Raw genomic sequence first — 22,832 nt, forward strand, 5'->3', positions numbered from 1 at the left:
GTTAAATGGTTTTGGATTTCTGAAAAGTTTCCAGCAATTGGGCATTCATTATAAACGAATGATGGTCTTCTACTTCATGGGTGGCCCCGGCGATATGGGGGGTAGCAAAGACATTGGGCAGGTGGATGATCCTGTAGTCTGTCTCGTCCGGAGGCTCATGGTCGAACACATCTAAGTACGCACCGAGAATATGTTTGTTTTCCAGGGCTTCCAGCAGGGCTTCCCGGTCTACTACGGCGGCCCGTGCCGTATTGACAAAAATGGCATTTTTTTTCATTTTGTCAAACAGGCGTTTACCGATCATACCGGAGGTTTCTTTATTTACGGGCAAATGTATGGAAACGATGTCGCTGGTTTCGAACAGGGTTTCGAGGGAGACGCTTTTATACAACGTGTCGTCCGTAGATACGTAGGGGTCGTAATACTGTATGCGGCAGGGGAAGGCGGTTGTCATTTTCGCGATTTTCCGGCCTATATCGCCAAATCCCACGAGCCCGATAGTCTTATTGGCGAGTTCGTTCCCCTTGAATTGGAGGTAGGAAGTATGTGCTCCTTTTTCCCATTGTTCCCCTTGCAGCCATGCGGTTGCCGGCACTACTTTGCGCAACAGGATTATGACCCCGGCCAGGAACAGTTCGGCCACGGCCTGCGCATTGCGCCCCGGTGTGTGGAACAGGGAGATGCCCAGTTCTTTTGCCTTATCTACCGCAACATTGGAAGGAGTGCCCCGGCAAACCCCTATAAACCGGAGGTTGGGAAAGTTTTGGATAACCTTTTCGGAAACCTCGTCGTGTTCGGTGATCAGGGCATCGGCCCGGTGTTCGGACAGCAGGGCTATAAGTTCGGTCTCATTGTAGGCCCTTCCGTGAGGTTTCCAGGGTTTGTAGATAATTTCCCCAAAAGAGGTTTTCAGTTCTTCCAGGCTCTTTTCATTATAAGGCGCTGTTATAAGAATTTTCATTTTATAAGGGTTTTTAATTAAATTCATTAAAAAATATTTACCAGTTATTCTGTAGTCTGTATGGCGTTTGTTTTTGTGATGTCCGAAGTAGTTTTTGCATTCTCCGGAAGGGTTATAAAACAGGTCAGGATAGCGCTTAAGAAGTAAAGACCGGCCAGGATCCACACCACTCCGTTACTTCCAATGGAGCCGATAAACAGCCCTACAATGGCGGGACCGACAAAAACCGCGAGGCCGGCTCCAAGGTTTAATATGGCCATAGCCGCCCCTTTGTCCTTTTTAACCAGGGAAGGGACCAGGGCCGACAGGGGTACGTAGCCAGCCAGTAAAGCGCCCCACAATATACCGCACAACATCACCAGCCAATAACTGTTTCCGAATATCACCGGCGAATAGAAAAAGAGCAGGGTAGTAATCCCGCAACCGACGCCGCCAAACCACAGTACCGTATTGCGCCATCCGAATATATCTCCCACAAAACCGAAAATCAGGTTAAACGCAATATTGGCCGTAAAGATCGTCCCCCAGATCTGAAGCCATTCTGTAGTGCTAAAACCATAACCGGCCAGATAGGTAGGGATGAATACGGGAAAGGCAAACTGGGCCGTAGTATTGATGATACGGACAATTCCCCCGATAAATACTTTTGGTTGCTCCCTTACTATGGTCAGGCCTTTCATCAACTCCTTCATTTTGGTGTTCTGCCTTTTGTTTTCGGATCTCTTAAATTTGTCTTTGTTCAGGACAATGGCAAAGAAAGCCCCGACCAACACCCAGAAAACAGAACTCCACAAGGTGTTCAGATAGCCGAGTTCTTTTATGGCCCAACTGGAATAATAGGCCCCCAGGACATTTAATCCCCCTGTAAAGACAAACCAAAACCAGCCTACGGCTCTCCCCAGTTTTTTCCGGGGGCTGCGATACGTTATCCATACTAAAAACGAATATGCAAAAAGCGGATAGCCGAAACCTCTGATCGTATACATAAAAAGCATAGTTCCGTAATTCAGGTCCGGGAGGCCGTATCCTACAAAACCGATTGTTCCGAGGATATAAAGTATTACGCCCATCAGCATGGTTTTTCTGGGACCGAAACTCTCTGCCAGTACTCCCGAGAACCAGGAAGATATGGCGATAGCTACCCCATACATGGTAAATAAGGTAGCCGAATGCTGCATTAGCATTCCTCTTTCGATCAAATAAGGACTGAGCCATCCTTGTTCTACGCCGTCGCCCATCATAAAAATTAAAACTCCCAGGTACCCCCAGGCGAGTTGTTTGGGCGGGCCTGCCTTGTTCCATAATGAATTCAAAGAAAGTTTTGGTGGTTGATTGTCAGACATGGGTTATAGTTTAGTTTTTCAATTTTTCAGTTTTCCAATAGTTGTATTTAGTGCTTTTTTCCGGGTACATCTCTTTTATGGCTTCGGCAACTTCCGTAGGGCGGTCTGTTTCAATAATATCTGCCCCGTCTTCCAGGATGCTCCGATATGCTTTTGCACGTTTTTTACGGCTTTCCAATTTGTCGTAAACAGGTGCCGCGCTAACCATGACCATTACCCCCCTCTCGTGGAGTAATTCGTATAGTTCTTTGTTTTCTTTTGTGCTTTCCGATCCTACATAAGCTATTAAGACATTCTGCCAGGGGATACCTGCATCTTCATAGGAAGCAAGTGCTTCTTTGGTCTTTACAAATGCAGAGAACATGCTCCGGTTGTCGAAATCATAAAAGAACCTGGCCTCCCCGGCATTGTGCACGGTAAAGATCACATGATGAAAAGCATCGTGCTCTTTTACCAGTTTTGCCTTCATTTCTAAAGGAACGTCCTTAACATCCAGGTTGAGCAGGGTTTTTCCCTTACTCCATCGAATGGCTTCTTCCAGGGTGGGTATCCGATAGGGTGTGATATTGCCTTCGGAGTCTTTTAACTGAAGATTTTTCACCTGCTCAAGGGTATGATCTTTAAGAATTCCTGTTCCGGATGTAGTGCGCTCCAGGGTTTTATCGTGCAGCAATACCGCCTTGTTGTCTTTGGTGAGGCGGGCGTCTATTTCAAAAATTGCCGGGGTATTACTCAAGGTGTATTCCAGGGTGGCGATACAGTTTTCCGGATAGTTTTCCCTGGCTCCCCCGCGATGGGCACTGATGACGGGAAATACATTTTCCGTATATTGAAAATAGGCCTTAGTATCCGATACTTCCTTGAAGTTTATGGTGTTTATCTCTGTGTTTTGTGAATAGGAATAAAAAAACAGAAAGAGGGTCGAAACAAAAGAAATGGAGTTCAAATATATTTTATTCATTGGTATGGAAGGTTTTTGGTTAGGTGTTATTCTATGACTAATTCAGCCGATACAAAATAGTGGTCGCTGGGATAGACTCCATTGCGATCGTCTTTGATAACTTCTGCGGCTCTGGCCTCTACGGGGCCTCTGTAAAAAATAAAATCCACTTTGCCTTTGCGCTTTTTATCAGAGTTTTTTCCGTATTCCCTTCCTTTAAACCCGTGCACCGTATACCCGGGGTCTTCTTCACCGTGAACTTCGGCATAGCTGTCTACCCACCGGGTTTTGACAATATCGATTGGGGCAGACTTTATATCTGCGTTGAAATCACCGGTGAGGACCTGCGGAAAATTCTCCGGGTACTGATCGCCTTCTTCCACGATCATGGAAACCTGCCGTTTTCGCGATTCCCTGGAAACATGATCCAGGTGTGTGTTCAAAACCCGGAACTCCCTGCCTGTGGTTCTGTCTTTTAACCTTACCCAGTTTACATGCCTCGCCCTGGCGGTATTCCATGACATTGTTCCGCCCAACTGGGGAGTTTCGGACAACCAGTAAGTCCCGGCCGAGACCAGTTCGTATTTTTCCCTGGAAAACATAATCGGGTTTTTGGCTATCCCGTGATATTCTCCATCCTGATGGGCGTCCATTTCCGGGCCTTCAAAACCGAAGGAAAAATATTCGGGAAAGGCAGTTTTGAGGGCTTCATTCTGTACCTTCAGTACTTCCTGCAGGCAAATGATATCCGGTTTATGGTCCCGAAAGACATCAAAAACCAGTTCTTTCCTGTCCGCCCAGCCGGTACCTTCGGCTTCGTCCTGGCTCAATGCCACCCTTATGTTGGCGCTTACTATTTTATGCGTGTTCCCGGTATCCTGTGCCCCCGAAACGGTGACGGACAAAAAAACAATGGTCAGCAACAGGAATTTGGCTGTTATGGCATCCATTCCGGATACTATGTTTTGAGGGTCTTTCATTTTTAAGCTTTTAATAAGGTTTCGGTATTCAAATAAGCGCCTTTTACCAAAAGTTCCTGCTGTAGCTCTTTCACATTTAATGCGGATGGTAATATTCCTTTTCTGACAGCTATTTTGGCAGCACGGCCCGCCGCTTCTCCCATGGCCATACAGGGGGCCATTACCCGGATCGCCGACATCGCTTCGTGGGTAGTAGAAATTGCGCGGCCTGCCACCAGCAGGTTCTCTACTTTTTGAGGAACAAGGGAAGCATAAGGGATGTCATAACAATCTCCGCACCAGGTTAAGGTACAGCCACCGTCGTGCGGATGGTGGAGGTCCAGCGGATAGCTGGCTACGGCGATGGCGTCGTCAAACCGCCTGCACTCCAGGACATCTTCTTTGGTCATTACATATTTCCCAACAATTCTTCTTGTTTCCCGGATGCCGAGAAAGGGGGCCATTTTGGTGAAGAAGGCTTTTTCAAACCCCGGCACGTATTCTATGAGGTATTTCTGAATATCCCTGATCTGTTCCCGTCCCTTTATTTCGCCATGGGTCAGGTCTTCCGGTTTGGTGCCGTCAACCCCGTGCACGCTGGACATGTTGATCCATACTTCTCCTTTACGGAGTCCTGTTATGATAATGGTCCTTTCCGTATTGAGCGTAAACCCTTCGTTACGGGCCTTGTTCATCAGGTCGCGTAGTCCTACCACGATAAACTGGTGGTTTTGTCCGAAGTATTCCGCAGGGATAAAATCGGTAAGGTAAGTGCGGTGCTCATTGGCGATGCTCATGCGGAGCTTTTCGGTATCCACACCACCCATGCAGAACATGAGGGTAGGGGGTTGCATCCCACCTTTTTCATTTCCTTTTTCACAGGGAACTCCTGCCCGGTAGGCCACGTCGGCATCACCGCTGCAATCGATGACTGTTTGGGCCAGAATGGCTTCCCTTCCTGCTTTGCTCTCTATAATGATTCCCTTTATCTGATCGTTTTCCATGACAGCATCGACAAAATAGGTGTATAGCAAGATCTCGACCCCGCTTTCGAGGAGTATTTCCAGGGCGGTGTTCTTAACGGCCTCGGGTTCCACCAGAGTGATGCTCATATGCAACGGGCAGGGCCTGTGTTCGCTGGCTGCATCCTGTTCGGCCAACCGGTCGATGAACTTCTGCGGAAGCCCCTTGATGATCTGGTTGCCCTTTTGCCCGAGAAACCCGAGGACGGGCAGGCCTATGGTCATATTCCCGCCCAGGAAGCTGCGGTTTTCTACGAGTATGACCTTTAAGCCGTCTTCCGCAGCGGCCTGTGCAGCTATAATTCCGGAAGGCCCGCCGCCTACGACAACGATATCTGTTTCTGTTCTTACGGGGATCTCTTTTCCTTTTTCTGTAATGTATTTCATAATGTGGTGCTTGTCTGTTTTTTATGAGGTTATTGTGTCGTGTTTGCTCTTTTTCTTTTGATACCAGAGTATGACCGATCCCAAAAGCATAAGCCCTATACTGAAAGATAGTACGAGCATCCCTTTTTCGTCACCCAGCAGGGCTATCACTGCCATAAGTGCGGCTACAATAATGGAAGACCACGCACATAACCTGGCGGGCAGGGCAGAAGCATTTGACGAGACGCCCTCCGTATATGTTTTCCGGTTGTGCTGCACTTTGTTCCAGCCGGGGTAAATTTCCTTGCTGAAAGCTTCACAAACGACGAGGAGTAGTAGTGGTAACAGGGTTCCCACGATAACTTCCGTCAGGCGTTCATGGGCCTGTATGGCGGAAGCTATACCGGAGAAGGCCGGGAACCCGATAAGGAACCCGCCTTGTTGAAAACCGATCTTTACGGTCAGCCCGAATACAATGCTTATTATAGTAACTGCCCAAGCTGTACGGATGCCGATCTTCCTGGAATACAGCCCCCAGATGGTCGGTAGTACAAGGGGACCGGTAAGTATGGCCACGGAGGCCAAAATATAGCCGGTATAGGTGCCCAGGGCGGGAATGAGCAATGCCCCGGCTATGATGATTCCCCCGAGAAACAGCGTGAAAATCCGGCCGGCTTTTACGAGTTCCCCGTCAGTGGCAGCAGGACGGAAAATACGCTGGTAAAATTCCGTGGTAAACGCCCCGGCAAAAACATTGAGCTGGGTAGTGGCCATACTGGCCGTTGCCGAACACATGGCGGCGATCATGAGCCCGAGCATGCCTGCTGGAAGGACCTCCTGGCTGGCCAGGATATAAGCCTGTTCATAGTCTGCATCGGGATTGAGAATACGGTAGGCCATGGGAGGGACCATCCAGATAAAAGGGCTTACAATGTAAAGGATACCGAAGAGATAGGTTGCCTTTTTGGCATCCTTGCTGTTCGGTACACATACGAACCGTTGCACATATGCCCATTCCCCCCCGATCTTAAAGAAAAAGACCACGCTCCACCCGAGGAGAAAATACCAGGAAAATTCACTATTGACCAATTCGGTAAAGCCACCCGGGGCAGAGCGGAACAACTCCGAAGGCCCACCGATCTTAGACAGGATCAGGGGAACAACAATGAGTACGGAAGCCGATAGAATAATAAATTGCAGGGCGTCGGTCATCAGTACAGCCCACAGTCCGCCCCCGAAAGTGATAAGGATCACCAGAGCGCAAAGTGCCAGCGAAGTAAAAGTAACCGAAAGGTACCCGGTTTCCGGATTGGCAAGGAGATGTCCTTCGGGCAGGGGGACCAGCGCTGTGATCACCACGGCCAGGGCATAGACAGCTCCGCCCATGGTAAAGAGCCCTACGAGTCCCTGTAGCAGGGTATAGAAGTGTACCAGGGACCTTCCAAAACGATCGTTGAGAAATTCCGCGGCGGAGGAATACCCGAATTTTTTCCACCTGGAAGCGAGGAACCACCCGGCAAACAAGGCAGCGATACCTATAACGGTGAGAATGGAAACGCTTACCATGCCGAAACGGTAGGCAATGCCCCCCCAGACCACAAAGGTCCCTGCGGAAAAAGTGGTCATAAACGACGAGAGGCCGGAGAGCCACCAGGGCGACTTTCCGGCTGCAGCGAACATTTCGCTGGTATTCTTGAGACGGGAAAAAATACTTCCCATCCCGATGAGACCTATAAGGTATATGACCAATACGATAATATCTATTGTATACATGTTTTGTTTATCTGTTCATCATTCTTTTCGACTTAAGAAATGACATATTAATAACCGGGGTTTTGCTCCAGTGCTTCATTGGTTAAAACATCTATATTGGGTATCGGGAATAAGTAATCTCTCGACGGATTAAAATTCCTGGTTTCCACATGCCTGAGTTTGGAGCCGTTTGATACGTTGGAATAATCGGGGGTCCCATGCTCGTCGATCTCCGGTGCGCTACTTAGAAATTCATCCGGGATCCTGCCCAGGAATGCCCCTGGCATAACATCTCCGGCAATTTTCCAACGCCGGATATCAAATAGCCGGAGCCCTTCATTGGCCAATTCGTACTTACGCTCCTTGCGGACTACGGAACGCAATTCATTCTGCGTCTTACCGGGTTCTATAGGCGGCATGTCAACACCTGGCCTTTGTCTTACCTGGTTTATGGCGTCGTATACCGAATCGTCCAGTTCCCCGGCCTCGATTTTCGCTTCGGCATAAATAAGCAGAACTTCGGCATAACGAATCAGGATGATATTGATTTCGGAATTTGTGTCATCGGGCATATCTTTAATATCCGTATATTTTCTCCATAAATATCCCGTGTATGTCGCATAGGCATGGGAGGCATCAATATTTTTAATTCTTGTAGGCGGATTGGTGTTGTAATTCCAGATCTCAGTACTGTCATTATGGGTTTCAAACTGGTATCCGAACAAGACGGATCCCGGGAGGACCACGGTTTCATGCAAACGCGGGTCGCGGTTCTCAAAGGGTTTTTCCGGATCGTATACTTCAGATTTATCAATGGTAAGTCCGTCATTGGCTTCATAGGAGTCTACAACGGTTTGTGATGGGACTTCATTGGAGACCCCACCGGCTAAGCGGGATGTCAGGTAATTTGGTGTTGCATGGGTCATTACCCCCCGTAAATATTGCAGTGAAAATATGATTTCATCGGAAGTTTGACCGTCATAGGTGAAAAGCTGTCCGAAATCGCCGTGTAATTCATAATCCAGGTCCATTACCTCTTTTGCGGCGGCAGCGGCGATATCCCATTTCTCATTGTAAAGAGCTGTTCTTGCTTTTATAGCCAAAGCAGCTCCCTTTGTGGCCCTACCGTGATAGGCATCATCACCATGCCTTACAGGCAAATCGATAGCTGCTTCTGTCATTTCCTGTATCACAAATTCTGCTACTTCGTTTTTAGGGTCCCTGGGCACCTGGGCCTCTTCAATGGTTTGGGGAGCGGTTATTAAGGGGACATCGCCAAAAAGCTCAATTAAATAGTGATAGCTCAGTGCCCGTATAAAACGTGCTTCAGCCCGTGTCTGGTTATAAGTTTCAGCAGAGATCTGGTCTTTCAGGTGATCGATATTATCCAAAAGAAAATTGGCCCTGCCTATGGCCTGGTAAAATTCTCTCCAGAAAATGAGGACAGAACCGTTGTCACTCTCATGGCTGCCATTTCCTATATGTTGCATTTGATGATTGCTCCTGTTCCAGCTAAGGTCTGTCGTAACATCCAGTATTACCGGCCAGGGACGGTTTGATTTAGGATTAAAATTCAAGGCTTTATAAGCGCCAAACAATCCCATTATCAATTCATCCTCATTAGAATAAAAAGTTTCAGAAGAAGGTCCGTTCAATGGATATCTATCCAAATATCCATCACTGCAAGCTGCCAGGCAAAATCCCAGACAAACTATACAAAACCAGGGTTGTATTTTTTTTAACATTTTAGTTCCGTTTTAAAAGTTAATATCTAAACCTATATTGTAAACTTTTACCTGTGGGTATACATCCCCTCTGCCTACGGGGGCTTCCACATCATATCCCTTCCAAAAATTATCTATAGTGAACAAATTCTGGCCGGTGGCATACAACCGGATCTTACTCATGCCTATCTTAGCTGATATCCGCTCGGGTAGGGTATACCCTATCTGGATGTTCTTTAGGCGTATATAAGAAGCGTCTTTTACCCAAAAGCTTGAGTTCTTCTCATTGTTTGCCTCGCTGATGGTGAGGCGGGGAAATGCGGCATCGGTGTTTTCCGGTGTCCAGTAGTCCTTATGTTGTTCCTGCACCGTTCCGCCGTTAAAAAAAGGCATGATGCCTTGTTGATATAAATAGCCGTCTGCTTTTCCTACTCCCTGGATAACAGCATTAAAATCGAATCCTTTATAAGCAGCGTTTAAAATAGCCCCGAAAGTATACCTGGGAATGGTACTGCCAATAACCATATTGTCGTCGTCATTAATTATACCGTCACCGTTCTGATCTTTATATTTGATGTCCCCGGGAGCTACATTGCCGAATTGTTGGGCATGGTTCTCTATTTCCTCTTCCGACTGGAACAGCCCGAGAGATTCCAGCCCCCAGATGGAATTTATGGGATGGCCTTCCCTGCTGACGGTTAGTCCTGTACGATTTACACCGCGTAGATCCACCACTTTATTTTTAACATCGGAGACATTCAGGTTGATGTCAAAACGGAAGTCGTCAATGGCTTCCCGGTAAGTTACACCGACTTCCCAGCCTTTGTTTGTCACCACGCCCGCATTTTGGGTAGGTGCTGCCAAACCTATGGTCAGGGGGATATTGAGGTCATATAGAATGTCCCTGGTTTCCCGGGAATAATAATCTGCCGTAACAGACAGTTTGGAGAACAATGTAAAATCGATTCCCACATCTATCATTTCCGTGGTTTCCCATGATATTTCGGAATTGGCCATCCTGTTTAATGCCGCCATATTTACAATTTCCTTATTAAAGCTATAAGTACCGATGGCAATAGAAGTGGTAAAAGGGTAGTTTCCTATGTCCTGGTTGCCTAACAGTCCCCAGGACCCTCTTAATTTCAATTCGGTCAATGTATTTTTTATAGGTTCCATAAAGCTTTCTTCCGAAATTCTCCAGCCGGCAGACAGGGAAGGGAAAAAGCCGTATTTATTGCCTTTGGAAAAACGGGATGAACCGTCATAGCGGCTGTTTATTTCCAGTAAATACCTTTGTTTGTAATCGTAATTTATTCTCCCGAAAAAGGATTGCAAGGCCCATTCTGCTTCATTTCCCGAATTCTGCTGGTTTTCGGCGGACCCCGTGTCTAATACGGGATATTCGGGTAAAGGAAAATCATCCCTGAAAGCGGAAAGGTATTTATTTTGATAATCCTCCCGCGATGCTCCCAGCAAAACTTTGAAGTTATGGTCACCTAAAGCTTTATCATAGGTTGCTGTTGCCCGGAGATTATTGTAAAGTGACCTGCTGACCTCTCTCGTCAATGTACTTCTGGCCGGGGAGGTGTTGGCTATTGTCCCGTCGGGATGGTAAGTGTCTATGGCACCGTAAAACTCATCATTACTGTATTCCGAAAACCTCGGGGCTATGGTAAATGAAAGCTCCAGGTCATTGACAGGCCTGTAGTTAAAAGTGGAATTTAACTGTATCCTGGGATAACTGCTGTTTTTCCGGAGGCCGCCTTCCCTGCTAAAGGCAATAGGATTGGCCCCGTTCCAACCTTCACCATAGGATCCGTCCAGGTTTATTCCCGGCTGGTTTGCCGGGATCCGGTTCATCCAATGGAATACACTCGAAGTGCTTCGCCCCGGTTCTTTTGTTTCTTTTGCCATTAGCTGCAGGTCGATACTCAAATCAAATTTTTCCGAAAAATGGATATCCATATTATTTCTGAGGGTCAAACGGGTAAAACCCGAGTTTTCAATGATCCCTTTTTGATCAAAATATCCGAAGGAGGTCATAAACCTGACTTTACCGCCACCGCCTCTGAGTGTTAGAAAATGGCTGTTCATCAGGCCCGATCCGGTAAGGACTTCTTTTTGCCAATCCGTATTGGGATAGGTATCCGTATCCGTTCCTCCGTCAGCCATATAGTTCTGTATTAGTTCCTCCGAATACAACGGGTCCCTCCCTGTATTCACATAAGCTACGTTTGTAAGCCTCATGTGGTCAATGGCATCTACCATATCCGGAAGGTTTGTAGGTTCCTGCCAGCCTACATATCCTCTGTAGTTTATAGTAAGTCCGTCACTATCCGATCGTTTTGTAGTCACCAGGATCACCCCGTTAGCTGCTCTGGAACCGTATATGGAAGCTGAGGCTGCATCTTTTAACACGGAAATGGACGCTATGTTGTTCGGATCTAAATCATTAAGGCTGCCTTCAACTCCATCTATCATAACTAAAGGATTGGCACTGCTTAAAGTTCCGATCCCCCTGATGCGTATGGTGCCGGCGTCGCCGCCGGGCCTTCCTGAAGATTGACTTACCGTGACCCCGGGAGCCAGGCCCTGCAATGCGGCAGAGGCCTGCCCCACAGGCCTGCTGGAAATATTCTGATCGGAGATTTCGGAAACGGAACCTGTAAGGTTTACTTTTTTCTGTTTGCCAAAGCCTACCACCACCACTTCATCTAAGGAAGTGAGGTCCGGAGCCAGGGAAACGGTTATTTCTGAACTTTCACCAATGGTCGCTTCCTGTTCTGCATATCCTATATAGGAAAACAATAATACAGTGTTACCTTCCGGGACTTCGAGGGAAAAATTCCCGTCAAAATCGGTAGCTGTCCCCGTGGAAGTGCCCTTGATGAGAACAGTTACCCCGGGCAGTGGTGTGCCTTCTTCGTCCTTTACATTTCCTGTTATTATGCGCTCCTGTGCAAACCCGGGCACAGAGAACAGGCATAGAAGGAATATGAAAGAAATTTTTAGCGATCTTTTCATAATTCTGATTTTATTAGCAAATTGTGTTTGTGGTTATTTCGTATGATCCCGGTATTAATTATATAAAGAGGTTGTGAATTTGCTGTCTTCGTCCTCTTCGAGGATATTGGCCCCCTGCCTGGGAGCAAAAGTGCGTATACCAAGTGTTTCGTTTTCCATGTCAAACCTCATGATGCGCATGAGCCCGTTTCCGCCGTTTCTGTCGTTTTCGGTGTAGGGTGGATTTCTCCTGGATTGATAATCGCACAGGTAAGATTTAATAACATTACCGTTGTATTCATCCCTGCGGAAACCTTCGCCGGAAACGTGTCCGCCGAGCATCAGAAATACATTGCTGTGGTGTTTCATCCTGTCATAAATAACTTCTCCCTGGTTGGAAAAGGAGCTTTGTACACTGTTGTCTCCTTGTCCGTCACGGATATCACTGTTACTTCCCGAAGGTTTTCGAAGCAGACTGTGGCTTACTACGATGACCTTGTGATCTGGGTGGGCAGTTATTACCTGGTCGGCCCAGTCCATCACAATGGTTTCGCGGTTGGTGCTGTAAAGTTGATGACCGGGAGAGTTGAATTCCAGGTAAATGACCAGGAAGGATTGGCCTGCAGCCGTAAAAATGTCGTAATGGTTATCGTTATTGTTGGAACTGCCCTGTGCACCACCATACCAGGGAAAGTTCTCCATGCGGTCCCTTCCGAAATAAACGCCGTAACCACTTGCCGTCCCCGGAGAGGACGGGTTCCCGTAGGGCGACTGGTCGTGATTGCCTACGGCTATACCATAAGGGATATTATCGTCTTCCAGTTTGTAAAGATCCGTTGCCGCGCGCTGCCACTCCACATCGTTGTCGGTACTGCCGTGGTCTACAACATCGCCAAGGTGGACTACATAGGCAATTTTGGAAGTTTCCCTGTTGCGTCGTATCCAGGAGATCTGCTCCCGGAACATATTCATTGTTCCCCCGTGTTTCAGAGAAGTGTAGTATTGGGTGTCGGGGAGGACAGCGATCTGGAAAAAGGTGTCATTCAGGCTGGCGGTGAGCATTTCTTCACCACGGATATCCGGTTTGTCATCGTGGATAGTACCGGAATCATTACAGCCCGTCACCAGGATCATTGCGATGAGGAAAAGCAGAAGGTAGCACGTGTCCTTCGTCTTGCTGAAAGGAATTGTCAGTTTGTTTTTCATAATTCTGTGTTTTGGTTGGACTTTTGGTTTGATATAATATTATATATCTGGTTTCAAAAAGACATGTATCTTTGTCTTTCGCTATGGCAAAGTAAGTAAATTAAATTAAAAATAACATAATTAAATATAATGAAAGTTGATATTTTTATATTTTTAATTAAATAAAACATTAATAAAAGCAATTTGAAAGTTAATTAATGATTACGAGATCCTGGTTTCGGGAGCTGTTATGTTAATTTAAAGTTAGCTTTTCGGTGTTTGCGAAACCTTTTGTAATAATTATTAATTTTATATTAAATCAACTGTTTAAAATCTGAAGTATGGATATTACCGACAGGCATGAAATGATCCTCCAGAAGTTAAAGGAGGAGGGGAGGGTAAAGATCAATGACCTTACTGCTTTACTCAATGTTTCCGGGGTTACGATAAGAAAGGACCTGAAACTTCTGGAAGACAAGAAATTACTATTCAGAACGCACGGGGGGGCATCTATGAGCAACCCTTACATGAATGAGCGGACTATTGACGAAAAGGAACATATCAATGCCGAAGCCAAGCAAAAGATAGGTAAGATAGCTCTGGACCTTATAAAGGACAATGACTCCATTATCATCGGATCGGGAACTACGGTGTATACTTTTGCCAATATGCTGCATTCTGAAAAACAGCTTACGGTTATAACTCCGGCGGTAAAAGTTACTCTGGCCTTGTGCAGCCGGCCGAATATAGAGATCGTTCAGCTTGGTGGAATCATCCGTCCCAATTCTTCTTCGGTAGCGGGAACGACCGCGGAAAGTATCTTAGAAGAGATTTCTTCAGGTATCTTGTTTTTGGGGGTGGACGGAATAGATCTCGATTTCGGTTTGTCTATTACCAACCTGGCGGAAGCTGCACTGAACAAAAAGATGATAGAATCGGCACAGATACTGGTAGTGCTGGCCGATAGCTCCAAATTCGGTAAAAGAGGCCTGGGCAAGGTGTGTGGCCTGGAGCAGGTTCATTATATAATAACCGATTCCAATGTGCCTCCCGGAGTGGTAAAAGCTTTGGAGAGCAGGGATATCAATGTGATAATTGCTAATTAAAGGATTGTCTGGGATCTGCCTTTCGTTCCCCGGTTCCCGGATTTGTTTGCTCTAGAGACCACAAATGCAATGGGCGGTAACCACCGGAAACCGGTATTGGTAAGGCAATTTTTTCGGTAGTTCCAGTTTGTGAAGTAAATTTTTTATACCAAACAGAGGCGACCCGAAGCTTATTTAAAGCTTTTCGGAAAGATCAGTATGAAGTTCCCGTTATAGCAACTACCTTTGTCCGCAAAAATCAGCGAAGCGCTAAGAAAAATCAGTCACATATGACCAGAGTTGTTGTTACAGGATTAGGAGCCGTTACTCCTTTGGGAAATACGGTTAAGGAATTTTGGGAAAACAGTATTGCCGGAAAGAGCAGTGCTGCGAAAATCACCCGTTTTGATGCATCGGAGTTCCGGACGCAGATTGCATGCGAAGTCAAGGATTTTACGCCGCAAAAATACCTGGACCGGAATGAGATCAAAAGAAGTGATTTGTTTACGCAATATGCACTTTATGCGGCAATGCAGTCCTGGGAAGATGCCGGTTTGGATATGGATCAAATAGACGCTTTCGATGTCGGGGTCATCTGGGGAAGCGGACAGGGAGGCATGATCACTTTTGAAGAAGAAGTAAAAAACTATGTAGAAGGCGGTTATCGCCCCCGTTTTAACCCGTTTTTCATTCCAAAACTATTGGTCAATATGGCTTCCGGAATGATTTCTATAAAATTGGGATTGATGGGGGTAAACTATACACCGGTTTCTGCCTGTGCGACTTCCAACACGGCTATCATGGATGCCTACAATTACATAAAACTGGGAAAAGCGAAAGTGTTTATTACCGGAGGTTCGGAAGCCGGAATTTCTCCGGCGTCTATCGGGGGGTTTTCCGCCTTAAAAGCCATGTCCAAACGAAATGATGATCCTGAAAAAGCCAGCCGGCCTTTCGATAAAGACCGGGACGGATTTTTAATGGGAGAAGGGGCCGGGGCTTTGGTTCTGGAAGAATATGAACATGCCAGAAAGCGCGGCGCTAAAATTTATGCCGAAGTAGTCGGAACGGCAATGACTGCCGACGCCTATCATATGACATCACCGCATCCGGAAGGTATTGCAGCTGCAAAATCTATGCAACTGGCTTTAAAGGAAGCAGATCTGGCCCCGGAAGATGTCCATTATCTGAATGTCCATGCCACATCTACCGGCCTGGGAGATATAGCCGAGCTCAATGCCGTGCAAAAGGCATTTGGCTTTCCTGAAAATTTGCATATCAGCGGAACGAAATCCATGACCGGGCATTTATTAGGTGCTGCCGGGGCCATAGAAGCTATTCTGTGTATCCAATCCATTAACCACAATATAATTCCGCCAACCATTAATGTGGAGGAGCTGGATGAAGCCATTCCTCGGGAATTCCGTATTGTTACCAACAAGGCGCTGGAAAAAGAAGTTAACGTAGCTATGAGCAATGCTTTTGGTTTTGGCGGACATAATTCTACCGTAGTATTCAAAAAGGTAGCGGAAAATCTGTAACGGAATTTAATGTCTCCGTTAATTCCAGCCACAGATACACGGATATATGGAAGCTATCTTAAAATTATTCGTGTATCCGTGGTAAAGCAGGTTTTCAGTCTGCCGGAAACCTATAGATTTCCAGTCCGTAAAGTTTTAAACCGACAATAGGTATAAAGTTATCTTAAAGTGCTGATATGTTATGGAATAACCATTTTGTTTTTTTAAATTAATAGGGATAAACATTAAAAACCAGGAATGATGATTAAAGTCAGGCATATATATTAACCAACTTACGTAAAACAACTCACGACCAACTCTGCATAACATAAATTTTTTACATTGAAAATAGGTTGAAGTAGTTTAAACCCCATTAAATGGGGCTTATTCCCCGATGCTCTGCATCGAAATGAGCTAAGGTTTGCTCGTTTGAATACCTCGTGGGCTTGCCCCGAGGTAGTTGACTTCCGGGCTACCCTTTTTCACAGGTCGTCAGGAAGAGATCAAACCACTCATGCCCTGTCAAACCCAACGGTATCTCTATACATCTGGGGAGATACTTCCACATTCTTTTTAAAAAACCTGCTGAAGTAGTATTCGTCGCTGTATCCCAGGGCGTAAGCTATTTCTTTTACCGTTTTATTGGTTAAATAGAGTTCTCTCTTGGCTTCAATGATAATCCTGTCGGAAATCAGATCGGTCACGGTTTTTTTATAGTGCTTTTTCGTGATTTTTGCCAGGGCCTTGGGCGTGATCGCCAGCATATCGGCATAATCACTTACCGCGTGTTTTTCTTTGTAATGGGTTTCTATGCAATCTTTTAAATTTTGTAATACAAAAGGCTCGTCATCTCCTGTCATATTATCTGCGTTTTGTGGATATTGTTCCGATTTCAGCCGGGACAGCATAATCAAAAAGATCTTCAAATAAGAAACTAACAACTCATACTGTGCAAATCCTTTTGTCCGGATTCCTTCCGTCATTTGTTCTGCCAATAGTAGAAGTGTGTGTTGTGAAGTTTCCGGAAGGGACACTATAGGTGCGCCATACATATTATTAAACAACACCCCATCGCAGGCTACTTCCTTGTGATGCTTGTATATACAAAAGAAATCCGGGTGGAAATGGATTACAACACCTTTTAACGGTGTTTCCGAAATGATTTTAAACGGTTGGTACAGGGAAAGGGAAAGCATGGTATTTTCCGTAAAATCATATTCCGACACATCTGCATGTATTTTGCCCGTTCCCTCGGTTACCCAGATGAGCGTATAGTAATTAAACCGTTGTAACGATTCGAATATATTGTGTTCAAACGTCATTACTTTAAACGCAAGGCTACCCGTTTTGGGGTCTATAAGTGTGTGGTTGCTTTTTTGTAGCATGGATACGGTGCATTAACAATACGGTAAAAATAATATTTTCCTCCCTAAGTGCGATTTGAAATGCTCCGGGGTATTAGATTAAAGTCTGTTGTCCATCTTTAAATGAAGAACCCGTTTAAACTTTTCCGATAACCTGAAAAATTCAAACGGGTCCTCATACCTGTGCTAACCCAGGAATTGTTTTATCTTTTCAATGATCTTTTCTCCTTCCTCTTCCAGGGCAAAATGGCCGGTGTCGTATAGATTGTAATCCACCTTTTTCAGATCTTTTTTATACGCTGCCGCACCGGACTCCGGAAAAAACAGGTCGTTTTTACCCCAGACAATCAGCATGGGGGGCTGGTAGGTCCTGAAATATTGCTGCCATTGCGGGTAAAGTTTTACATTGTTCCGGTAATCGTAGAACAGGTCAAGGTTTACCTGGTGCGCTCCGGGACGCGAAAGCCTGTGAAAATCCAGATGCCAGCTATCGGGGTCAATACTTTCCGGATTCCGGGTTCCATGTGTATATTCCCATTTCAGATTTTCCAGGGTAAAAGTTGGCAGTAAAGCTTTTCTGTTGGCATCGGAATTGTCTTTCCACAATTTTTTAACGTCTTCGAAGGCAGGGCCTAAACCTTCTTCGTAAGCGTTCCCGTTCTGGGTGATAATTGCCGTTATTTTTTCCGGGTGGGCGGTAGCAATCCTGAACCCTACCGGGGCTCCGTAATCCTGGACCATCAGGCTGTAACTTTCCAGGTTAAAACTTTGTACAAAGGCATCCATAATTTCCCCCAAATGGTCAAAACTATACGTGAAATCCTGGTCCGAAGGAAAATCGCTTATCCCGAAACCCGGATAGTCCGGCGCTATCAAATAATACTGGTCTTTCAGGGCCATCAAAACTTTGCGGTATTGGTAACTGGAGGAAGGGAAACCGTGCAACAAAATGAGTGCAGGCTTTTTAGGATCCCCGGCCTCGCGGTAGAAAATATTTATACCCTGAATGTTTTTGAATTGATATCGTATGGTATTTTTCATTGTATGTCTGTTATTCTGTTATCGTTTATGTGATAATTTATCGTGGTTTTTCAAAGGTGTTACAGGACAACCGGGGGCCTTATAATCTTCGGTCCGCTTTTTGAATAGGCAGGTCATTGATACTGGCATATCGTTTTTGCATCAACCCGTTTTCATCAAATTCCCAGAGTTCGTTGCCATAAGCCCGGAACCATTGTCCGTTTATGTCCTGGTATTCATATTCAAAACGGACGGCTATCCGGTTTTCGCGAAAGCCCCATAACTCTTTTTTCAGTTTGTAGTGCTTTTCTTTTTCCCATTTTTCGGTTAAGAATGCAATTATTTCCTCCCTTCCGTTAATGAATTTTGTACGGTTTCGCCACTCGGAGTCTACCGTGTAAGCCTGGGCTACCCTGACCGGATCTTTGCTGTTCCATGCGTCTTCTGCTAACTGTACTTTTTCTGTGGCGGTTTCCTGTGAAAAAGGAGGTACCGGTTTTCTGATTTCCATTATAAATAAATTTAGAAAGTGAATAATAAGGCAGACACCCGCTTCAACGTGTCTGCCATGAATAATCGAAAGATTAAACCGCGGCTGCTTCTGCCAATGCTACTTCGGGAAAATCGATTGCTACCCCGGTTGCATTATTAAAGTAATTCGTAAAAATATTCAAGGCTGTATGGGCTATGATTTCCGTAATTGCGGCATCCGTATATCCTGCCGATCTGAGGGCCTGGACATCTTCATCACTTACATTTCCTTTTTTGGCCAGTAGTGTTCTGGCAAAAGTCAATGCTGCCTGAATTTTGGGGATATCGGATTTACCATCCCTTGCTGCTTCAATAGCCGGAGGGTCTATCCCCACCAGTTTTTCCCCGATAAAGCTATGAGCGGCATTGCAGTAATGACATCTGTTCGCATTGGCAACCGTAAGGGCAATTAATTCGCCCAGTTTACCTCCCAGCGAACTTTTACCTAATGTTTCGTTTAGGCCCAGGTATCCCTCCAATACTGCGGGTGAATTTCCCATAGTCCGCATCATGGCGGGGACCATACCTAATTTGGCCTGTATTCCGTCAAACAGTTCTTTTGTTTTTCCATTGGCCGTTTCCGGCTGTAGTGCTTCAATTCTTTGCATCTTATTTAAATTTTAAAACCCTTGTCGTTATAGACAGTACAAAGATTTGAAAAGTACAACCGCGGGAAAATGGACGAACTTCGCCATCAGATGGACAATTTTTCTCCGTATACCCTTTTAAGTCCCCCTTGTAGTCAGGATAATCCGGACCATAGAACAAGTTCTATATACTGCTAGAATTTGTTCTACACCTGTTTTTGTGTTCGTAAAAGGATTGCAGTGTATTTTCGGTTTTTCTAAGAAGAATACTGAGGAGCTATCTAAATTTCAGCAAACAAGAACTAAGGGGAGTTTGCCTCAGAACCCCTTTTCCATGAACAAATTCCCGAACTGTTATGAAACAATTTTACACCACTCTTTTCTGTCTTTTAACGATGATCTCCCTTCATGCCCAGGAGAAAACCGTGCAATTCACCATTGACGACGGTTATAAAATACAGGATTATGATGTCACGGATACCGGTAATTTTTTTATACTGGAAAACGGGCATGCAGAAGATAAGACCCGGCTGACGCTCCTGGATAATGATTTAAACGAGGTATACAGGTTCCGTGGAAAGGACAAGATTGCCGGGGGCGATCTCATTGCTATGTCACAAACCGGGAAAAATTCGATCTTCCGGTACAGTGGGATACTCCGGGACAAAAACTTTTATCGTATACATGAAAGCGAATTGTCCGGTTTTTCGGAAAAGGATCCCAACGGAAACCTGGAAGATGATTTTTACTTCAGACCCCGGATTTATGCCCTGGGAGACCGGATACAGTTTTTAAATGACAGGGAATTTGTTGCCATCGGAAAAAAAGAAGGAGCCAGTAAAAAAGATAAAGATGTCTACCTGTATGTCAAAAGCCTGGCCGGGGACTATGAAAACCAAACAAAGCTGGACCTTCCCGGTGAAGCGGAATTTAAAAGACCAAAGCTATTGTACTTTGATAACGAGGTTTTTATAGTGGGATTGACAAACAAGGCCGAAAATACGTCCAGGAAGTACCTGTGTGTCACTTATGACTACCGGGGAAATATACGTAATGAAGCAAGACTGGACTTTGAGGTTAATGACAAAAAAAAGGAGGAGTTTGCCGAATTGCATTTGAACAGGTATTCGTTTTCTTCGTATCAACCCACCGATATAAACGGTGACAAAAGGACCATATTTGCCTATCAGCTTCCTACCGAAGACGCCAAAGGGGCTGTAGTTTATGACAAAACCGAAAAGGTATATTATGCCTATGCGGGCATCAAGCCCGAAAGGGGAGATTCCGGTTTTTTAGTGTGTAAATACGACCAGGCAGGGAATCTCATCTGGAAAAAATACCGGGAAGTCCCGGGTACGGATTTTCGTTATGTCAACAGTTTTAACAGGTACTTTACCTTTGATGTCACCCCGCATTTTCTTGGAATTTCCACGTATTCCACCAAAGGAAAGAGTTATTGTAACTTTTATCTTCTCAACAAAGAGAACGGCCAGGTGATGAACAGCAAGATTTTTGGTAATTACAAACTGCAGGTAAATGGCAATAAATATGCCGGTTTATACTCTAAGTTCAGTTCCGGGGATAAGGGATATAAAAATGTTATATTCGACAGGTTTACGGTGTTTTCCTCCCTTTATAACCGGGATTTTTCCTCGTTTATCCATACCATTGATACAAAGACATTGCTAAAAAGTTATCCCACAGCTTACGGAACCAACGTTATCAGTGTGGAGAGAAAAGCCAGGACCCTGACTTTTCAGAAATTTACTTACTAAGTGTCCCGATAATCCCGATATAATTATCGGGATCGGGATGCCCCCGAGGTAGTTGACTTTTTAGCTCATTTAAAACCTGGATCGTTTAAAACCATTACGTCGAAGTCAGGTTTTGTTATATACTCTAAATTTATTTTTATGAAAAATCTTTTCAAAACAAAATTAATCGTAATATTGCAATGTAATTAAAATTGGATCGATGGGAGTTACCAGAACAGATATTTATTCGGATAAAGAAAACCGGATTGCCGCATTTGCGAAAGTTATCGGTCATCCCGCACGGGTTGCCATTCTTCAGCATTTATTTAAGATCAATACCTGTATCTGCGGAGATCTGGTAGACGAAATAGGCCTTGCACAACCTACAATTTCACAACATTTGAAGGAACTGAAGAACATGGGGCTTATTAAAGGGACTATTGAAGGTACCCGAGTATGTTATTGCATTGATAAAGAAAACTGGAACAGTATGAGCAGGCTGATGCGGGATTTCTTTGACCTGGGCTTGCAGGAGGGGGAAGAGTGCTGCTAAAAAATTTTGGTTTAATCATCGCTTCATTGCGATAAATAAATAAAACGTTATGAAACTTTCGGAAATTAAACAACATTTAAGGACATTGGAAACCATTGCTTTTCAACTGCCAGACGGTTCTTTGGTGCCTAGCCATTTTCACGTTACGGAGGTAGGCAAGGTAAAAAAAGATTTTATCGATTGCGGGGGTACCGTCCGTAACGAAGAAGTAGTGAACTTTCAACTGTGGGAAGCCGATGATTATGATCATCGGCTGCATCCTGAAAAACTGGTACAAATCATTGAACTTTCGGAGCGGGTACTGGGAATCGGAGACCAGGAGATCGAAGTAGAGTACCAGGGAGATACTATCGGGAAGTTCGGCCTTGATTTCAATGGCAAACACTTTATACTGACCACGAAACAGACCGATTGCCTGGCCAGGGATAAATGTGGTGTGCCGGAACCGGCAAACCGGGCAGAGGATAAAGATTTACAGGCTTCGTGCTGTACTCCCGGATCGGGCTGTTGCTAATCTCCAAAATTAAAATTATGAATGCAAAAACCACTGTTTTTAAGCCGATAGAAGACACTATCGCCTCATTCACTACTGATGGTATTCCGGCAGGTAGAAAAGAAACTCTGCAACCTTTAATTGATTTTATCCGGCATAAAATCCATACCGGCGAAGCGATACGTATCAATTTCATCTGTACGCACAATTCCCGCAGGAGCCACTTGTCGCAGGTATGGGCGCAAACGCTTGCAAATTATTTCAATATCCGGAATGTATACTGCTATTCCGGAGGCACGGAGGCAACGGCGCTATATCCTATGGTCGCCGAAGTATTTGAGGATACGGGCTTTAAAGTCGATAAGCTGTCCGAAGGCAACAACCCGGTCTATGCCATCAAATATGCGGACAACGAACATCCCGTTATCGGATTTTCCAAAAAACTGGATAATGATTTTAATCCTGCATCCGGGTTTGCAGCCGTGATGACCTGTTCCCAGGCCGATGACGGTTGTCCTTTTATCGCCGGTGCCGAAAAAAGAGTACCCATAACTTTTGAAGATCCTAAAGTTTATGACGGCACTCCTCAGCAAAAGGAAAAATACCGGGAAAGGAGTTTGCAGATCGCCACAGAACTCTTTTACGTATTCTCTGAGATAAATAACTAGAA

19 protein-coding genes are annotated in these 22,832 nt (G+C 45.2%); 6 read left to right on the top strand and 13 right to left on the bottom strand.

Going from position 1 to position 22,832, the window contains the following annotated elements; translation table 11 throughout:
• Position 1 precedes the first annotated feature (1 nt).
• Genes ACVBDU_RS12400 through ACVBDU_RS12440 form a run of 9 tightly spaced genes read right to left on the bottom strand, consistent with a single transcriptional unit; the run spans position 2 to position 13,276 of the window.
• Positions 2-961, bottom strand: coding sequence for a 2-hydroxyacid dehydrogenase (locus ACVBDU_RS12400; protein ID WP_447180073.1), 960 nt, complete (start codon positions 959-961; stop codon positions 2-4).
• Between the two features lie 44 nt (positions 962-1,005).
• Positions 1,006-2,304 (bottom strand): MFS transporter, encoded by a 1,299-nt coding sequence (locus tag ACVBDU_RS12405; protein WP_447180074.1) that lies wholly within the window; start codon positions 2,302-2,304, stop codon positions 1,006-1,008.
• A gap of 10 nt (positions 2,305-2,314) precedes the next feature.
• Entirely contained in the window at positions 2,315-3,265 is a 951-nt protein-coding gene (locus tag ACVBDU_RS12410; RefSeq protein WP_447180075.1) for a glycerophosphodiester phosphodiesterase family protein, read from the bottom strand.
• A gap of 26 nt (positions 3,266-3,291) precedes the next feature.
• On the bottom strand, positions 3,292-4,224 hold the full coding sequence (locus tag ACVBDU_RS12415; RefSeq protein WP_447180076.1) for an endonuclease/exonuclease/phosphatase family protein: 933 nt from the start codon (positions 4,222-4,224) through the stop codon (positions 3,292-3,294).
• A gap of 2 nt (positions 4,225-4,226) precedes the next feature.
• Positions 4,227-5,612 (bottom strand): FAD-dependent oxidoreductase, encoded by a 1,386-nt coding sequence (locus ACVBDU_RS12420; protein ID WP_447180077.1) that lies wholly within the window; start codon positions 5,610-5,612, stop codon positions 4,227-4,229.
• Positions 5,613-5,633: 21 nt separating this feature from the next.
• Positions 5,634-7,364 carry a sodium:solute symporter family protein gene (locus tag ACVBDU_RS12425; RefSeq protein WP_447180078.1) on the bottom strand — a complete coding sequence of 577 codons (1,731 nt, stop codon included), beginning with the start codon at positions 7,362-7,364 and terminating at the stop codon, positions 5,634-5,636.
• Between the two features lie 47 nt (positions 7,365-7,411).
• Complete coding sequence (locus tag ACVBDU_RS12430; protein WP_447180079.1) at positions 7,412-9,088, bottom strand: RagB/SusD family nutrient uptake outer membrane protein; 1,677 nt, start codon at positions 9,086-9,088, stop codon at positions 7,412-7,414.
• A 12-nt stretch (positions 9,089-9,100) separates the two neighbouring features.
• Positions 9,101-12,091 (bottom strand): SusC/RagA family TonB-linked outer membrane protein, encoded by a 2,991-nt coding sequence (locus ACVBDU_RS12435; RefSeq protein ID WP_447180080.1) that lies wholly within the window; start codon positions 12,089-12,091, stop codon positions 9,101-9,103.
• A gap of 54 nt (positions 12,092-12,145) precedes the next feature.
• Positions 12,146-13,276, bottom strand: a complete 1,131-nt coding sequence (locus ACVBDU_RS12440; RefSeq protein ID WP_447180081.1) for a metallophosphoesterase — start codon at positions 13,274-13,276, stop codon at positions 12,146-12,148.
• A gap of 320 nt (positions 13,277-13,596) precedes the next feature.
• Between ACVBDU_RS12440 and ACVBDU_RS12445 the strand changes: the two genes are divergently transcribed.
• Complete coding sequence (locus ACVBDU_RS12445) at positions 13,597-14,361, top strand: DeoR/GlpR family DNA-binding transcription regulator (RefSeq protein ID WP_447180082.1); 765 nt, start codon at positions 13,597-13,599, stop codon at positions 14,359-14,361.
• A gap of 269 nt (positions 14,362-14,630) precedes the next feature.
• A complete protein-coding gene (fabF, locus tag ACVBDU_RS12450; RefSeq protein WP_447180083.1) occupies positions 14,631-15,881 on the top strand; it encodes a beta-ketoacyl-ACP synthase II in 1,251 nt (416 codons plus the stop codon).
• Between the two features lie 491 nt (positions 15,882-16,372).
• Here fabF and ACVBDU_RS12455 read toward each other — a convergent pair whose 3' ends face one another.
• The 4 genes from ACVBDU_RS12455 to ACVBDU_RS12470 form a co-directional block, all read right to left on the bottom strand.
• Positions 16,373-17,245, bottom strand: coding sequence for a helix-turn-helix domain-containing protein (locus ACVBDU_RS12455; RefSeq protein ID WP_447180084.1), 873 nt, complete (start codon positions 17,243-17,245; stop codon positions 16,373-16,375).
• Positions 17,246-17,410: 165 nt separating this feature from the next.
• Positions 17,411-18,265, bottom strand: coding sequence for an alpha/beta fold hydrolase (locus ACVBDU_RS12460; RefSeq protein WP_447180085.1), 855 nt, complete (start codon positions 18,263-18,265; stop codon positions 17,411-17,413).
• 79 nt (positions 18,266-18,344) lie between these two features.
• Positions 18,345-18,755 carry a DUF1348 family protein gene (locus tag ACVBDU_RS12465; protein WP_447180086.1) on the bottom strand — a complete coding sequence of 137 codons (411 nt, stop codon included), beginning with the start codon at positions 18,753-18,755 and terminating at the stop codon, positions 18,345-18,347.
• A gap of 73 nt (positions 18,756-18,828) precedes the next feature.
• The gene (locus tag ACVBDU_RS12470; RefSeq protein WP_447180087.1) at positions 18,829-19,383 is read right to left on the bottom strand and encodes a carboxymuconolactone decarboxylase family protein; all 555 of its coding nucleotides are present in this window, start codon (positions 19,381-19,383) and stop codon (positions 18,829-18,831) included.
• A 335-nt stretch (positions 19,384-19,718) separates the two neighbouring features.
• On the opposite strand from ACVBDU_RS12470, the gene ACVBDU_RS12475 reads away from it, so the two are divergent.
• The 4 genes from ACVBDU_RS12475 (at position 19,719) to ACVBDU_RS12490 (ending at position 22,830) form a co-directional block, all read left to right on the top strand.
• Positions 19,719-21,137: a hypothetical protein gene (locus ACVBDU_RS12475; protein ID WP_447180088.1), complete on the top strand. Its 1,419-nt coding sequence runs from the start codon at positions 19,719-19,721 to the stop codon at positions 21,135-21,137.
• Between the two features lie 199 nt (positions 21,138-21,336).
• Complete coding sequence (locus tag ACVBDU_RS12480) at positions 21,337-21,669, top strand: ArsR/SmtB family transcription factor (RefSeq protein WP_447180089.1); 333 nt, start codon at positions 21,337-21,339, stop codon at positions 21,667-21,669.
• Positions 21,670-21,718: 49 nt separating this feature from the next.
• On the top strand, positions 21,719-22,183 hold the full coding sequence (locus tag ACVBDU_RS12485; RefSeq protein WP_447180090.1) for a DUF6428 family protein: 465 nt from the start codon (positions 21,719-21,721) through the stop codon (positions 22,181-22,183).
• 17 nt (positions 22,184-22,200) lie between these two features.
• Positions 22,201-22,830 (top strand): arsenate-mycothiol transferase ArsC, encoded by a 630-nt coding sequence (locus ACVBDU_RS12490; protein ID WP_447180091.1) that lies wholly within the window; start codon positions 22,201-22,203, stop codon positions 22,828-22,830.
• The last annotated feature ends 2 nt before the right edge of the window (positions 22,831-22,832 follow it).

The sequence above is a fragment of the Sinomicrobium endophyticum genome (assembly GCF_052983315.1).